At 47.8% G+C, this 16,316-nt stretch carries 14 protein-coding genes; 8 read left to right on the top strand and 6 right to left on the bottom strand.

Features of this window, described 5'->3' with window-relative positions; genetic code table 11:
* Positions 1 to 483: 483 nt before the first annotated feature.
* Positions 484 to 1,944 carry an OmpP1/FadL family transporter gene (locus V4C51_RS14350; protein WP_330926871.1) on the top strand — a complete coding sequence of 487 codons (1,461 nt, stop codon included), beginning with the start codon at positions 484 to 486 and terminating at the stop codon, positions 1,942 to 1,944.
* 370 nt (positions 1,945 to 2,314) lie between these two features.
* Here V4C51_RS14350 and V4C51_RS14345 read toward each other — a convergent pair whose 3' ends face one another.
* Positions 2,315 to 3,007: a tellurite resistance TerB family protein gene (locus V4C51_RS14345; protein ID WP_330926870.1), complete on the bottom strand. Its 693-nt coding sequence runs from the start codon at positions 3,005 to 3,007 to the stop codon at positions 2,315 to 2,317.
* Between the two features lie 419 nt (positions 3,008 to 3,426).
* Here V4C51_RS14345 and pyrB point away from each other — a divergent pair, with 419 nt between their 5' ends.
* From pyrB to V4C51_RS14320, 5 genes are all read left to right on the top strand, one after another.
* Positions 3,427 to 4,350, top strand: a complete 924-nt coding sequence (pyrB, locus tag V4C51_RS14340) for an aspartate carbamoyltransferase (protein ID WP_330926869.1) — start codon at positions 3,427 to 3,429, stop codon at positions 4,348 to 4,350.
* Positions 4,351 to 4,362: 12 nt separating this feature from the next.
* Positions 4,363 to 4,818, top strand: a complete 456-nt coding sequence (gene pyrI / locus V4C51_RS14335; protein ID WP_330926868.1) for an aspartate carbamoyltransferase regulatory subunit — start codon at positions 4,363 to 4,365, stop codon at positions 4,816 to 4,818.
* A 173-nt stretch (positions 4,819 to 4,991) separates the two neighbouring features.
* Complete coding sequence (gene rsmI / locus V4C51_RS14330; protein ID WP_330926867.1) at positions 4,992 to 5,831, top strand: 16S rRNA (cytidine(1402)-2'-O)-methyltransferase; 840 nt, start codon at positions 4,992 to 4,994, stop codon at positions 5,829 to 5,831.
* A gap of 373 nt (positions 5,832 to 6,204) precedes the next feature.
* On the top strand, positions 6,205 to 7,488 hold the full coding sequence (locus V4C51_RS14325) for an OprD family outer membrane porin (RefSeq protein ID WP_330926866.1): 1,284 nt from the start codon (positions 6,205 to 6,207) through the stop codon (positions 7,486 to 7,488).
* Between the two features lie 205 nt (positions 7,489 to 7,693).
* Positions 7,694 to 8,962 (top strand): OprD family outer membrane porin, encoded by a 1,269-nt coding sequence (locus V4C51_RS14320; RefSeq protein WP_330926865.1) that lies wholly within the window; start codon positions 7,694 to 7,696, stop codon positions 8,960 to 8,962.
* A gap of 80 nt (positions 8,963 to 9,042) precedes the next feature.
* Here the strand turns inward: V4C51_RS14320 and V4C51_RS14315 are convergent, their stop codons facing one another.
* The 5 genes from V4C51_RS14315 to V4C51_RS14295 form a co-directional block, all read right to left on the bottom strand.
* A complete protein-coding gene (locus V4C51_RS14315; protein WP_330926864.1) occupies positions 9,043 to 10,485 on the bottom strand; it encodes a hypothetical protein in 1,443 nt (480 codons plus the stop codon).
* A gap of 15 nt (positions 10,486 to 10,500) precedes the next feature.
* Positions 10,501 to 10,983, bottom strand: coding sequence for a tetratricopeptide repeat protein (locus V4C51_RS14310; RefSeq protein WP_330926863.1), 483 nt, complete (start codon positions 10,981 to 10,983; stop codon positions 10,501 to 10,503).
* A 576-nt stretch (positions 10,984 to 11,559) separates the two neighbouring features.
* Positions 11,560 to 12,261, bottom strand: coding sequence for a DnaA inactivator Hda (gene hda, locus V4C51_RS14305; protein WP_330926862.1), 702 nt, complete (start codon positions 12,259 to 12,261; stop codon positions 11,560 to 11,562).
* Positions 12,262 to 12,270: 9 nt separating this feature from the next.
* Entirely contained in the window at positions 12,271 to 13,326 is a 1,056-nt protein-coding gene (locus V4C51_RS14300; RefSeq protein WP_330926861.1) for an AI-2E family transporter, read from the bottom strand.
* 417 nt (positions 13,327 to 13,743) lie between these two features.
* On the bottom strand, positions 13,744 to 14,760 hold the full coding sequence (locus tag V4C51_RS14295) for a DUF2066 domain-containing protein (RefSeq protein WP_330926860.1): 1,017 nt from the start codon (positions 14,758 to 14,760) through the stop codon (positions 13,744 to 13,746).
* Between V4C51_RS14295 and V4C51_RS14290 the strand changes: the two genes are divergently transcribed.
* Positions 14,747 to 15,082, top strand: coding sequence for a hypothetical protein (locus V4C51_RS14290; protein WP_330926859.1), 336 nt, complete (start codon positions 14,747 to 14,749; stop codon positions 15,080 to 15,082). The genes V4C51_RS14295 and V4C51_RS14290 overlap by 14 nt on opposite strands.
* A 4-nt stretch (positions 15,083 to 15,086) precedes the next feature.
* Complete coding sequence (purM, locus tag V4C51_RS14285; protein WP_330926858.1) at positions 15,087 to 16,142, top strand: phosphoribosylformylglycinamidine cyclo-ligase; 1,056 nt, start codon at positions 15,087 to 15,089, stop codon at positions 16,140 to 16,142.
* Positions 16,143 to 16,316: the final 174 nt, after the last annotated feature.

Here is a 16,316-nt window from a genome sequence, read left to right as displayed (position 1 = left end):
GTACTCCCCGGTACGGCGCTCCTTCGCAAAATCCCTTAGAGCCGCAAGGTTCCGCGCAATTCTCAGGGCAGTTTATGAAATATCCGGGCTAGGAGCCTTGTGATAAAAAAGGGATTGGTTTACCGTCTGCAATCATCGCCTGCAATGAAGCCTTGCAATAAAAGACTCCCGGTTTGATGTCTTGCCCGGAATTCGGTAGCAGCCAGAAGTTTTAGCCGTTTTTTATTCCAGTGGCTATTATTCCTCGCCCTTTTTTATTGCTCTTTTAGCGCTTGGAAAACTATTTGCCCGTCTTTTGTCAATAAAATGTAAGAATTGTTTCGCTGTGTTATAAAGTGTCATGAGTTGGCGTGTCAATGTTTGTTAAAGGGTAAAATCTGAAAAAGACCATAGTCATAAACCACCTGACTCTTTATAGTGGCTGCCAACTAGAGGATGGATACCAATCCAAACGACAGATGGACTCTTCATAGCCGTTAAGCAATGGTTACAAACAGCCGGTCAACGCTGTCTGTTGTTTTAGCGGGTAATAAAGAAGAACCACAATTTTTGATACGCAATGATAGCGTAATTACCTGTGTCAAGCTTTCATCAGCAAAGCATAACACAGGGCTTGCCAACTTATCAGGGGTGATTATGCGTTTTCCTTTCAATCGCAAGGTTCTGCTTGCGTCCGCTATTGCTGCCGCTTCTCAGGCAGGTGTTGTTAATGCGGCGGGTTTTACTGTCAATGAAAACTCTGCCAGTTCCATGGGTACGGCTTTTGCCGGTCGTGCGTCTAATGCGGAAGACGCGTCTATTGCTGCATCCAACCCCGCCGGTATTGCCGAGCTTGATCGTGCTCAGGTAACTCTGGGTTCTGCTGTTATTATGGAAGGCGGTAACTTCGAGGGGGAATTTACTGGTGCGGGCGGTCAGAGCATTGCTAAAACCCAAAGCGAAGACTTTTTAAAAACCACTCCTGTCCCTTTTGGCCATTACGTTCAGCCAATTAATGACAAGCTGACGTTTGGTTTAAGCGGTTATGCACCGTTCGGATTGAATCTTGACTACGGGGATGAATTTGCGGGTAAGTATTTTGGTGATAAGACCAAGATTGAAGTGATTAACCTGCAAAGCTCCTTTGCTTATGAGCTTCGCGATGACCTGAGTATTGGCTTTGGCGCCATTGTTTCCAAGGCTTCGGGTGAGTTGACGCAAAGCTCTCACGTACCCCTCTCGCCTTCTGAGGGCACCGCTGAAGTGAAAGGTGATGATACAGCCCTGACCTGGAATGTCGGTCTGATCTGGCAAGCCACTGATGCCACCACCTTGGGTATGTCCTACCATGCCGCCACTGACTACAAGATGGAAGGCACCAATACGGTTAATATGAGTGGTATTATAGGCGGTGTTGTCAACGGCGAACACGATGCCAAGTTGGATATCACCATGCCTGAGCGTGTCATGTTCAGTGGTACGCACCAGATTAACGACAGATGGTCTGTTATGGCGGACGCCACCTGGACACGCTGGAGTCAGCTAGATTCTGTATCTGTGGAGTCTTCCCAGGGTGATGAAACCAGCTCTTATGTTCCTATGAACTGGAACAATGTCTGGGCCCTGTCTTTGGGTACGTCTTATAAAGTGAGCAATGACTGGACGCTGAAAGCCGGTTATATGTTTGACCAGTCCCCAACCACCGATGAAAACCGGACAGTTCGTGCGCCTGACGGTGACCGTAACTGGTTCACCGCCGGTGCCAAGTGGGATGCCACTGAAGACCTGACCTTTGATTTCTCTGCCGCTTATGTCATGCTCAAAGACGGTAAGATTAACGAAGAAAAACACAATGTTGTTGATGGCGAAGACGGTGGTGTTGATCCCAGCTACGGCGAGCTGACCGGTGAATACACCGACCAGAACACCTGGATTCTGTCTGCCCAGATGACTTACCGCTTCTAAAATAACTGTATTTAAGAAAGTTCGTCATTCCTGCGAAGGCAGGAATCCACCACGATAGTGGTTCCCCGCCTTAGCGGGGATGGCGTTGCCTTAGCCCGGATATTTCATAAACATGCTCCTGGCCTTGCTTGCTCCTTGCGGCTCTAAGGGAGTTTTGCTCAGTCGATTGTACTCCCCGGTACGGCGCTCCTTCGCAAAATCCCTTAGAGCCGCAAGGTTCCGCGCAATTCTCAGGGCAGTTTATGAAATATCCGGGTTAGGGGAGGTAATGGCAATAAAAGAAAAATTACCGTTATCCTAAGTTATCCCCCTTCCTTTACCGAACATTCCCACGCTTTGCGTGGGAATGTCTGTTTTACCGTGTGAATAATCAGCTGGCGGCAACCTGCTGTTCCAGTTCTTTTACCAGCCCTGGTTGTAAATCCATCAGGCGGGCCAACTCCTGGAGATAGGTCCTTTCCATAAAGTTCTGCTCGTCTGCCACCAGCACAGAGGCAAGGTAGACTTGGGCTTTCACTTCAGGTGTCGTTGCGGCACTGGCAATCTCGGCCGGATCAAGGGGCTTTTCCAGCTCAGCGGTGACAAATTGCTCAAGGGTATTTCCCTTGCCCATTGCCTGGACAGCTTCCTGAATCTTTGTTTTTTCCCGCGCGTCAATATGACCATCGGCCTTGGCAGCACCAATCATGGCGCGCAGAATAATGGCATCGTCGTCAGAGACAGTGTGTGTCAGAAAAACACGCTCGGAAGCCACCGGGGTTGTTACCGGTTCGCTGCTCTTATTCTGCCAGTTTTTATACGCTTTATACGCCAGTGCGCCCAAACCTACCGTGCCACCCGCCACCAGGGCTTTGCCGCCAATGTTGCGGCCTTTCTTCGACAGTAGCATAGCCAGCGCGCCGCCACCTGCAGCGCCCGTCCCTAATTTGGACAGTATGCTGCCGCTCCCTTTTTCTGTTACTGGCTTGTTCCGGGTTTTATTGAGTAGTTCCGTTCCCTGTTTTGCCAATGAGGATGTGGCATCAGAACGAAGTAACTGACCTAACAAATTTTTTACGTCCATAATAAGGTCACCTTTCCAAAGAGTTTTTTATGCGCCATTAGCATAACACCAGCCTTTTTTCCATAACAGTAACTTGTCAATCCTTTACAGTATCTGGCAGCCTTTGACGCTGACAAGCTGTGCGCCTGCGGCGCGTTACTTGAGCAGAGAAAAGATGATTGTTAAAATGCGTCATCAAACCGTTTCACACTGTAGTTTAACAACACAAAGATCATGCCCATCTGTGATTGTGCCTGATAAGAAGCCCTTGGCATTGTCTCGAAACGCAAGGGACAGCAGAATGTTTCCTGTCAGCAACCAGTGCAGGAAACAATGGTCTGATGAAAATACTGATACTTTGTAAGCCCCCGACTCAGGGGCTTTTTTTTGGCTTTGTAACTACGTGATTACTCCCATACTCACCACTACAGGAGGACGTTATGAGCAACCGGCTATTTAAAAAAGATATCATTTCCATCTTTGACCTCTGCCGGGAGGATATAGAGCTGATACTGGCCACAGCAGCCACGCTCAAGCAGTCACCTGGTACGAAATGGCTAAAAGGGAAAGTCATTGCCAGCTGTTTTTTTGAGGCATCGACCCGAACACGCCTGTCCTTTGAAACCGCCATTCAACGGCTCGGAGGGGTCTTTATTGGCTTTGCTGACGGGGGTAATACCTCTTTGGCTAAAAAGGGGGAAACACTGTCAGACTCCATCAAGGTCATCAGCTCCTACACCGATGCCATTGTGATACGCCACCCCCAGGAAGGGGCTGCCCGGCTGGCCGCAGAATTTTCAAGCGTACCCGTTGTCAATGGTGGGGACGGCGCCAATCAGCACCCGACACAAACCCTGCTCGATTTATTCAGTATTCAGGAATGCCAGGGCAGGCTGGATAACCTGAAGGTCGCCTTTGTGGGTGATCTGAAATACGGGCGCACTGTTCACTCTTTGGCTCAAGCGTTATCATTATTTAACGCCGAGTTTACCTTTTTGGCACCTGACGCCCTTGGCATGCCTGAGTATATTCTTGAGGAGCTGGATGCCAGACAATGTTCTTATAAACAAGCCAGCGCTCTCGAAGACATTGCCACTGAAGCCGATATTATCTACATGACACGTATTCAGAAGGAGCGCTTTGATGAAACTGAGTTTAAACATATTGCCGCACGCTATATCCTCACTAAAGAATCACTAAGAGGAGCGCAGGCGCATTTGAGGGTTTTGCACCCTTTACCCCGTGTGGATGAAATCACCACCGACGTCGATCACACCCCCCATGCCTATTATTTTCAACAGGCACAAAATGGGGTTTTTGCCCGCCAGGCTTTGCTATCTTTGATGCTTAACCAGCAATTGTAATGGAGCTGAACCATGATTGATAATAAACTGCTGGTTGAGGCTATCTGCAAAGGCACCGTCATTGACCATATTCCCGCAGGTCAGGGTGTCAAGATACTTGATCGCCTTCACCTGTTGGACAGTGATGCCCGCATTACCGTCGGTTTTAATCTGCCCAGCAAACTCCATGGCAAGAAAGACATTATTAAAGTAACCGACCGCCTGTTCACCGAAGAAGAAGCCAATGAACTGGCTATCTTTGCCCCTACGGCCACGATCAATGTGATTGATGATTACCAGGTTGTTGGCAAGTTTGCCATGACCATACCTGACTATCTGACCGGTGTTTTTATCTGCCCTAATTCCAACTGCATTTCCCATAATGAGCCGGTTAGTAGTCATTTTCAACTGATTCAGAAAAGCGATGGTATTCAGCTACGCTGTCATTATTGTGAGAAAAGCTTTAGCAAAGACATTGTCGTGGCATAGCGGCAGGAAATGGAGCAACCTGTCATACCCGTCGTCTTTTTAGAGAACGGGTACAGTTTGCATTTATGCGCCAACAGCGCCCAGGAGCCTGTCGGGCTTAAGCTTTCGAGCATGAAATTAAGTCCGACAGGCTCCTGGTATGTGCCACCTTTGCTGGATTATCGAGGCCCTTTATGCCTGAACCGACCCTGTATATTGTTTCTACGCCCATTGGCAATCTTGCTGATATGACCCCAAGGGCTGTGGCAACCCTTAAGCAGGTAGACCTGATAGCGGCTGAAGACACTCGCCATAGTAAACGGCTACTGAATCATTTTGGTGTGGAAACACCCATGCTGCCTTGCCACGATCATAATGAGCGACAGCAGGCAGAGCGACTGGTCCATCGTTTGCGGAAGGGGGCGTCTGTTGCATTAATCAGTGATGCGGGCACGCCTTTAATCTCCGACCCGGGCTATCTTCTGGTGCGCGCAGCAAGGGAAGCCGGCATAAAGGTCGTGCCTGTTCCTGGTGCCTGTGCGTTAATTGCGGCGTTATCAGTCAGTGGGCTGGCAACAGACCGGTTCTATTTTGAAGGATTTTTACCGGCAAAGTCTTCAGCCAGAAAAAAGAAACTGATTGAGCTTTCGGCACTGCCTGTCACCTGGGTATTCTATGAGTCCACCCACCGAATCAGGGATTGCCTTGCGGATACGCGGGCGTTACTGGGTGACGACCGTTATATCGTATTGGCACGCGAGATGACTAAAACTTTCGAAACAGTACTCGCCGGCTCTGTGGAGCACGTTTTGCGGTGTTTAGAACAGGACGCTAACCAATGTCGTGGAGAGTTTGTCGTGCTCGTAGAAGGTGTTAAACCTGCCCTTGATCAGGCCATTGATAGTGAGGCTAAGATGTTGCTTAAACGATTACTGAGGGATCTTCCCATAAAGAAAGCGGCGGCGGTGGTGGCTGATATCAGCGGGTATAATAAAAAAGAACTGTACAACCTGGCTCTCACCTTTAAAGCGTAGTCGATCAAATGTGTGGTCAGTTGAAAAATTGTTCGCTGACCTTATGCACCCCTTAAGACGTGTTTAGTTAAAATAAAATGCCCTGAATGCAAAAAGCTGGATGAACAAGCCGGTGTCGAGCTGACGCCGGTTATCACAACACAACAGGGTCTCGGCTTCACTACAAGATTGATATCTTCACCTTTTCAGATTCACGTTATTAAAAAGGCTATGCCGTCTCCTGGGTGAAATTCCTCATTTCTTTGTTAATTTTTTTATGAAAAACTCTCTGTGCATGTTAAGACTGTCAGCGAAGTCAGTTAACAGAGCAACACCTAAACAAAGGGCAGGAAAGGGGGGCCTGCCGCCGACAATGGTACCACAGGGGATCATAATGAAGTCACTTGCTTTGACTGCGATCAGCGCAGCGGTATTTGCGGCTGCTTCCAGCGAAACCCATGCTTATTTTATTGACGACAGTGCCTTGGACATTAAATTACGAACTGTTCACTTCGATATCAATGGTAATGGGCGTGATGATACCTGGAGCCAGACAGCAGAGGGTATTGAGTTAAACTATAAATCCGGCTATTTTGCTGACACCATTGGTTTTGATGCCTCTTATTACGGTGTCATTGCTCTGGATCACTCCGGTAAAAACCCTTACGACATCGAATCTGAAGGCGGCCAGCTTCTGTCCAAGGATGATTCAGGCTTCCACAAAGTCGGCCAGGGCTTCGTTAAACTAAAAACCGGTGACCAAAGCGGCCGCGGTATCTATACCCAGATCGGGTATATGAACGGAAAAAACGGTGGTCTTAAGGGGTCTGACAGTCGAAGCATACCTTCTGGGTACCGTGGGGTACTGGTTGAAGGGTATCTGATGGATGGCTGGATGGTGCATGGCGACTACTTCGATCGCGTTTCTCTGCAATCTGAAACCAGCTGGGATTACCTGACCACAAAATCGAAAGAAAAAATTAATTATGTCTGGCAGTTAGGTTCTGTCTATAATAGCGACAACTGGCGTGCTGAAGGCTTTTATCTGGAGTCTGAAGATTACAGCAAACAGTTTTCCGGTACCCTGGCTTACACTTTTATCCTGAATGATGATACAACTCTGATGTTGGAAGGGATGTACTACGGACTCGGAGAAAATGGTAAAAAATGGGACAAGCACGGGTTTGACGATAAAGCCAGTCAGTACACGTTTACCACTGAGCTGGTATACAGTGGCTTTACGGGAACACTGATATACGGTTCTACCAGCGCTGAAAAAGACGGTGCGTTGGGAGAGTTATTTGATGGTGCTTCCTATAACAGCTATGGCAGCTCTCCCAGTCGCATCAGTTACCTGGTCGGTAGCTTCAAGTTCGACGGTGAAAAAGTGTGGCAAGCAGAAGCGGGCTATGATTTTGGTAAGATGGGTTGGGAAGGGTTTAATGCTAAAATTGGCTATATTTTCGGCTCAGATATAAATGACCCCACCTGGAAAAAAATGGAAAAAGAAAAAGAGGTGTTCGCGGAGCTGAGTTACTTTTTTTCCAAAAGTTCACCCTTGAAGGGACTCTCTTTTAAAGTGCAGAAGGGATGGGGAAAAACAGAATACCAAAACAAAGATACAGAAAGTGAGAATGCCCTTCGCGCCTATATCGACTACACGGTCAATATTTTTTAAATCGGTAAACAGCCTGTTTATCAGGCTGTTTACCCCCTTTTTTTATTCCTTTTATGATTAAGTAATCCTTACCTTACAAGTAAACGAATTTTAATTAACTTCTTTTTTTGAACATGGAATACTCCACTCCAGAATACAAAGACGTATATACTGCGCATAAAAATACATATGCTAACTTATATACATTATCTGGAGTTGACTTTTTATGAAGCTGTTTAAATTATCCGTTCTCGGTGCTGCCGTTCTGGCTGCATCAGCTGCTCAAGCTAACTTTCTTGAAGATAGCAGCTTCGACATCAAATTACGAAATGTTGTTTTTGATTATGACGGTGTCAGTGACGACAGTGATTTTCGTCAGTGGGCTCAGGGTATTGAAGCCAACTTTAAATCAGGTTACATCGGTGATGTCATCGGCTTTGACGCCTCATACTACGGTGCATTAAAGCTTGATCACGCCGGTGATAATGTATACGACGACCTGTTAGGTGGTAGCCAGGGCGACAAAAGTTATGGCAAAATTGGTCAGGCTTATCTGAAAGCAAAACTCGGTGATGACACGCTGAATTTTTATGGTCAGGCAGGTTTGATGGGCTTGGATGCCGGGTTGATGGCAAGCTCAGGAAGCCGGGCCACTCCGAGTTCTTTCCGTGGTTTTTACGGTGAAGTAAACATTCACGACGTTAAAGTTTTCAGCAGCTATGTTGATCAAATCAGCTTGCGTACCTCCACCGGTTATGATGACTTCACTAATGAGGCGGGTAAAAAAATTGATAATGCTTACCAGTTTGGTGGTACCTATAACGGCAACAACATCTCTGCAGAAGTTGTCTACCTCGAGTCCCAAGATTACCAGCAGCAAAACCTGGTAAGCCTGGGTTACAAGCTACCTATTAATGAAGGGATGGCGCTTTCTTTCGGTGGTATTTATCATGAAGCCAAGGAAAATGGCAAGTTGTGGGATGGCGCATTTGATGACAAGGCGGAACATTACAACCTGAACACCACCTTTTCTGTTCATGCGCTGGATGTCACGCTCTCCTACGCTAAAACCAACGCAGACAAAGCTAACGGCCTGGGTCAGTTCCAGTACAGTTTCGCAGATAATGAATATGGTTCTACCCCTTCTAAAGTTTCACGCCAGCTCTCTGATTTTATGTACAATGGTGAAAGTGCATGGCAATTGGCCGCTGGCTACCGTTTTGACCGGCTGGGCGCGGCTGGTCTGAAAACCACCCTGACCTACACCAAAGGTACAGGTATTGAAGATAATAGCTCAGGGATTCGTACGAAGGTTATGGATAATGAGCATGAAACAGACCTGGAAGTGAGTTATGCTTTCCAGCAGCCTGAACTTGAAGGTTTGTCTGTTAAGTTGCAGCATGCCTGGCACACAGCTCAGTACAGCAGTAACCACGAAGATGAAAAACAAAAAGATCTGCGTTTCTACGTCGATTACACGGTTAGCGTTTTCTAACGCTTTACCACAAGCCCTCCGGCTTAACACGCATTAAAAAAAGCCACTCATTTGAGTGGCTTTTCTTTTGGGCTGATGATTCATACCAGTGAGTTTTTATTAATACGCCCTTCTGTTGCCTGCCGATCCTTTTCCGCTTGCGCAACCATTGCCAGTACGTGGGATTCAAGGTGAAGCGCATCTATTCGGGCACGCTCATTGGCCTGGCTTTTGAGTATGCTATCAAACGCCTGCCTGACGTCTTCAGGCACTTTATCAACGGGTTCTTCCTGTGTCTGAAGTTCAGTTCCCGGCAATACTTCTTCCAGTGCTTTTATCTCCTGAACTTCCTCGGGCACAGGCGCTTCATCAAAACCTGATAGCAACATTTCAAATAATTGAGTTATCACTACCACCTCTTCTTTTTTAACAGGTGGCAAGGTAACGGGTTTCTCCGGGGTAGGAGATTGTATTTCTTTTTTATCATTATCCAGCGTTGTTAGCTGTGTCGATGCCAGCAAAGCTTCTATACCCGGTGGTAGTAAAGTTAATTGGTCCGGTGTCCGGCTGGCTTCTACACGCTTTTGATTGTCACTATTGGCCTCTCTTTTAACCTGATCATCAATCTGACTTTTTCCCTGAGCATACAGCATCTGTTTCATTTCACCTTGTTCGCGCCCCAGTAATTCATGCAATACCGCTTCTTCTTTGTTGAGCATTGCCGTTTCTGCCCGTTTATTTTCACCGGTTCTTACGGCGGAGGGATCATAACGCTGTCTGATTTTCTTGGTGGTATAAAAGGTGCGTTCCAGTGTGGTTGTTATATCTTCTTTAAGCCGGTATTCAGCCAGTTTTATGTCTTCGGTCAAGGTCGTTATTTCTGTCGTATAATTGCTAATATCCGTATTCAGTTGATCAATTTCTGCCTGAAGCCCCTGGATAGTATCCAGCAAATCAGCAGCGCCATCGGCGTCAGGGTCGGCATCATAAGTCTCCTGCTTTTGGTCACGTAAGGTGATTTTCTCATCCCGGTCAACAATAGCCTGTTCTTTATTCGCTGTGGCACTCTGGAGGCTCACTTTGTTTGATACCAGATTTCTGGCATAAGTGACCAGCTGTTCAAGGCTTGTTTCCTGTGCTTTTAGTTCTGAGTCTATATTTTCGGCACCAGATAATGCTTTCATATCAGACACCATACCTTTAACCATCAGTAGTATTGATGCCGTATCAGCAAAATCAAGTGCATCCAAATTAAAAGCCCGGTTAAAGTAAGCGACAACTTCTTTTAATCCATTGAGCTGAGCGTTGCTGGCAAAATCCACAACGTCTTCCTGCACTTCCGCCCCCTGGGAAGGTGGAGCGTCGAGGGGTACAGGCAGGTCAATGGCATCAAATGCTGCTGCTGAATGACTCACCTGTTCAGAAGACACCTTTGCGCTATAACTTAAATTAATTTTATCTGCCTGTTCAGTTGCATAGCGCCTATCAAGGGGTAATCCTGAATCAAGGGTCACCTGCTCTATTCTATTGACAGAATCAGTCATGCTGCATTCCTCCTGTTAAGCTAATAACACATCCATTTGTTTGACCTGTGGGTGCAGCTCATGCCACTTATCATTCTTTACGCCTCGGCCCCTGGCGTCCTGAAGCGCTTTTTTGGCTTCCTCCTCGCGCCCAAGGGCAATCAGGCAACACGTCATACAAACACTGGCCCTGGGGTCTGTCTTATCCCGCGTGTTAGCATACTTCAGTACCTCAATGGCTTGCGTATACTGTGCGACTTCTTTTAATGTCGCGCCAAAGCCAAGCAAGTATAAGTAACGCTGATGATCCAATAGCGATAAATAACGAAACGCGTTAAGTGCATCCTGATAGTGCCCCGCAGAAAAATGACCATAAGCCATGGCGTAAATAGCCTCTAAATAATGATCAGACATATTTCTTGCGGTTTTTAATGTTTCCCCTGCCAGCAAATAATGAATGCCGCTTTTTTGTCTTTTTTGACCTGTTTTTATTTTTTTCGAAGGTTGATCCTTAATCATCAATAGTGCTCCATTAGCAATAGCCCGCGTTTTTATTGACTGTAATGCTTTACTATCTGAGTAAAAGGCCTTTTCCTGCTGGACTTATTAATCATTATAGTCTCTGTACACGACAATTTTCATGGGGCTTTGTTTCGTTTTGCCTCAAAGAAATGGGCCAGGAGCCTGTCGGACCTATGCTTTCGAGCATAAAATTCTGGCCGCGCTTTCTCGCGCTTTCTGGATTTTAGGCCGAAATTGTCTTAAGTCCGGCAGGTTCCTGGTATCAAGGGTTTTTTCTAATGGTGCTATTGTCCTGACAATCTGCCCTTGGCGAGGAAAAGGAAAAACGAAGGATAAAAAGTCGATTTTAAGGGGCAATAGCCCGCTGTTTAACGAAGAAAATCGGCTTTCAAGGCTCTTTTATCATAGACCGCGGTGGCGGCACGACTGTTAATTCTGCCCATTAAAAGGATACGGTCTATAGCAAAATCAACTGATTGATGTACGAATGACTCTATGGTTGGCACACGGTAGTGCTTTTTGATTTTCGTGCATCAACAGCTTTATTCAGAACATAAGTCCATAAGTCTTGCGTTACCATTTCATGACTTCTTTGACAAAGGGAATGGTAAGTTTCCGCTTGGCGCGTAATGAGGCGCTATCGAGTTTGTGTAACACTTGAAAGAGTGTTTCAGTATCCCGGTTGTTCCGGTAAATAATAAATCGAGCGACTTCTTCGCTCAGATCAAAACCACGCATATGCGCTCTTAACTGCAGTGCGGCTACTTTGTCTTTATCATTGAGAGGGTGAACCTGAAAGACTAATCCCCAGGTAAGTCTGGAGACCAGGTCAGGCAGTTGAATGTCCAGAGACCTTGGGGGCACTTCAGCGGCAACCAGTAGGCGTGTATTTGAGTCACGAAGGCGGTTGAACAGATCAAACACGGCTTCTTCCCATTCAGGGATGCCGCTGATTTTGTCAATATTATCGACACAGACCAACTGCAGTCGCTCAATGCCCTCGAGTAGGCTGGAAGAATAGTAGACCATCTCTGACATGGGCAGGTATATACTTCGGCCCCCTCCTTGATTTACCTGGTTGCAGGCAGCCTGGAGTAAGTGGCTGCAACCAGCGCCGCTAGTGCCATAAATATAGATAAACTGCTCTATCTCGGCAGAGGGCTTCTCCATATTCAGCAAATTGACCAGTGCTGCATTTGGCTCACTGTAGAAGTTGGCAAATGTAGCGTCATCTCGGAGCTGGACGCCAAGGGGTAATTGTACAGGCAGACTCATATACGACATTTAATCCGCATGATAAAGGGTGCTTTCCCTATAGTTCCGGTGAAGGTGACGCAAGAGTACCATAATAATAGCTGCCAATGGCAGCGCAATTAGCATTCCTACAAAGCCAAAGAGCTGCCCTCCTGCCATTAACGCAAAAATGACAGCGACAGGGTGAAGGCCAATGCGGTCACCTACCAGATAAGGGGTTAATATCCAGCCTTCAAGTGCCTGTCCCACAGCAAATACCAAGGCCACTGAACCGATTGTCCAGCCGATACCAAACTGAAACAATGCAACCAGCAAGGCGGCAATGAAACCAACAATAAAGCCCATGTAAGGTATGATGCTGAAAAGCCCCGCCAGTAAGCCAATTAATACGGCAAATTTCAGGCCGATTAAGGATAAACCAGCGCTGTATATAATACTCAGTGCCAACATAACCATCAGTTGACCTTTGAGAAAAGCGGCAAGAACATCATCACACTCTCTGGACAGGGTGACAACCACAGGTTCAATATTTCGCGGTAACACTGTGCGTAAACTGTATACCATCGTGTCCCAGTCTCTCAATAAGTAGAATGTTACCACGGGTACCAGAAACAGGTTGACCATAAATCCAGCAAGGGCAATGGAGGAGCGGGTAAATGATCCACCGAGTTTTGCCAGGGTAATGCTCGCTTGCTGCCATTCACTGGCAAGGTTTTTGGCTATTTCACTAAAGTTAAACAAGTTGGGGTCAATATTGAAGGCTTGTTGTGCCCAGGGCCAGATGTGCGTTCTGAGCCAGATTTCCCAGACAGGTAGTAGTTGGATGACGGCCTTGATTTGCTGAAACAGCAGCGGAACCACAACCAATATCACCAACACAAAAACCACCAGAACCACCATAAAAACCGTGGTGACTGACAGCGTGCGGGATAACCCGAGTTCTTCAAGTCGGTCAGCAAGGGGGTCGCCAAGGTAAGCTAATACCATGCTGATTATAAAGGGCGCTAAAACAGGGCCAAGAAAATGCACGACTAACCCCGCGGAAACAACAACAGCTAACAACATCCATCGTTGCTGGTTGGTCATAGGCGCGCTCCTTTTTTCATTGAGTCAGTGGCTGTCTTAAGGCTCATAGTGGCTGTCTTAAGGCTCATATTCCTACTCTAGGAGCCTGTCGAACTTAAGGCAATTTCGGCCTGAAATCCAGAAAGAGTGGCCATATTTTCCGATGAATTTGCTTAAATAGGTCAACTATTCGCGCAAATCCATCGAAAAATCTGACTCGCTCTACTGAATTTCATGCTCGAAAGCTTAAGCCCGACAGACAGGCTCCTAGTGATGATAAGTGCCTCTAAAAAGCGGCTTTTATTCATTAAATCGTTCACTATCGCCTCACAGGCACCGCTTTTTACCCTTCCTATCTGACGGTTCTCCTGGCAACAGAAGACGTTTAAGACGATCTCTGATAAGCCCCACAGGTTTGCCATCGAGCACGGCTCGCCACTACTGTGCCCAGCGATAAAGTAACATCGGCACAGTTGGCCGCGCCCCTGGCTGTGTGCCTGACTGGGGGGGCGGGCTATTATCCGGTAATCGTCGTAATGACCGCCCGAGGGCGATGGCATCCACTAACTGGTTTCTGTAACCATTGATGGTTAACAGGATATCGACAGATGTATCCTTGACACGGTTCACCTGCATGGATTTGACCGCTGTCAAGGTTGCCAGGTAGTTCAGGAGGGCGCTGTAGTCTTGTGAAGATGTCACTTGCTCAACACGGATCGCAACCTGCTCACTGGACGCCAGCAATGCTACTGCATAATGGCTGGCCAGTGTACTGCCTACCAGGTCAGCAGCGGCCTTTGCCAGCTGGATCTGGTCGAGGTCGGTCACCTCGGCGTCCTGGCGCTGCTGGCGAAACAGGAGCGACAGACGGCCATTATAGCGACCATTGCTCAAGGTCAGTCGTCCAACCAGCATGGCTTCGGCAGCGTAGCGGGCGGAAGCTGTTTCTATTTTATCGCTAAATACTCCCCACACATCAACGGGGGACAACGCTGATCTGTCTTCCAGATCCATCGTGGGGAAAATAACGGGTAAAGCCCGTTCTTTGAACTGCTGGTCAATGCTGTTAACCAGTGTATTATCTGGATCATTCGGCTGGATTTGCCGTCCATCACTGTCCTCAATGGCAAGCCATGCCAGTGTTGTGGGGCGATTAGCGCCCCATATTGCCATACCGCTATCTCGCAATAGCTTATTCACCGCAGTATCAACAAAAGAGACCTGCAAATAGTAGTGTGCCTGATTATCAGGGTTTTCAGTACTGTCTCGCCGATAACTGAAGCCGCTGACATAGTTCTTTGCTGCTGCCATCGCCTGCTGCAACTGTGGGTTTGCCAGTGTCCGGGGATCTCCTGTGACTTTCAGCAGCACCTTACCGAGAGCTTCACCCATTGCTCTGGTTTGTTCGGCATTATCCTGGGAGGTAACAGGTACTTCTGTTTTGTATAAACCCATGATGGGTGCTGCCAGTCCTGATACCGGATATACCATCGCAGTGCTTACCAGCAAAGCACAGCATAAGGTGATGAGCAGAGAAGACACTGATCTTCCCCATAGCAGAGTACGCCCTGTTTTGTTGTTTACCCACTTTCGCCTGACAACCACAGACATGCCAAGAGTCCTGTATATGCACCAGTCCACCATTTTGCCAGTGACACCCTGTCAGCCACAAGCCCCACTTACACATCTTGCTGCCTTGTTACTCAGGCGCGGTTGCGTTATTGTGGCAACAACGCCTAGAATAGCGGGCTTCCCAGACTCTATGGTGCGGATTTAACGCCATGACCAATAATCACCGAAATGCGCCAAAACCCTCCCTGAGCTATAAAGATGCGGGCGTTGATATTACCGCCGGTAATACGTTGGTGGATCGTATAAAAAAGATTGCCAAAGGGACCGCGCGTCCCGAAGTCATGGGCGGCATTGGCGGCTTTGGCGCGCTATGCCAGATTCCCGCCGGTTATAAAGAGCCTGTGCTGGTGTCGGGTACGGATGGCGTCGGTACCAAGCTTAAGCTGGCCATGGATCTTGACCGCCACGATCAGATCGGTATTGATCTGGTGGCAATGTGCGTGAACGATTTGGTTGTATGCGGCGCTGAACCTTTGTTTTTCCTTGACTACTTCGCAACGGGTAAACTGAATATTGATGTTGCTGAGCGCGTGGTGACAGGCATTGGAAAAGGGTGTGAGCTGGCCGGCTGTGCCCTCACAGGTGGTGAAACAGCTGAAATGCCAGGCATGTATCAGGGGGAAGACTATGACCTTGCCGGGTTCTGTGTCGGCGTGGTTGAGAAGTCCGGCATTATTGATGGTTCTCATATAAAAGCGGGCCATAAACTGATCGGTTTAGCCTCCAGCGGCCCCCATTCCAACGGATATTCCCTTGTACGCAAAGTGCTGGAAGTCAGTGGGGAGTCCCTGGAACAGCCCCTCGGTGACGCGTCCCTGGCAGATGCGCTACTAGCACCTACACGTATTTACGTTAACTCCTTGCTTTCTTTGTGCCAGACACTGCCTGTTGATGGGGTGGCGCATATTACCGGTGGCGGGCTTCTGGAGAATCTGCCCCGGGTACTACCAGAAGGCTGTCAGGCGGTGATTGATAGACAAAGCTGGAGCATCCCGCCTGTTTTTTGCTGGTTGCAAGACAAAGGCAACATTGAAGACAATGAGCTGCTGCGTACCTTCAATTGCGGTATTGGTATGGTGGTTTGCGTGCCCGGCTCCCATGTGGATCAAGCCGTTGACCACCTTCGCGGACTCGGTGAACCGGCGATGGTGATCGGTGACATTGTCACAGGCATGGATAACCCTGAGCCTGTTGTTTTTCGCTGATGGCTTTTTCTATTCCCCTGCCAGCTATCAGATGCGCTGAGAAACAGCACAGCAGGGCTTTTAAGACTGCTCCAAGGAGCCTGTCGGACTTAAGACAATTTCGGCCTAAAATCCAGAAAATGCGGCCAGAATTTCCGATCAATTTGCTTAAATAGGTCAACTATTCGCACAAAT

It is taken from the genome of Candidatus Sororendozoicomonas aggregata, assembly GCF_031528575.1.
GTDB lineage: Bacteria > Pseudomonadota > Gammaproteobacteria > Pseudomonadales > Endozoicomonadaceae > Endonucleibacter > Endonucleibacter aggregata.
This window is presented reverse-complemented; position numbering and strand designations above follow the sequence as displayed.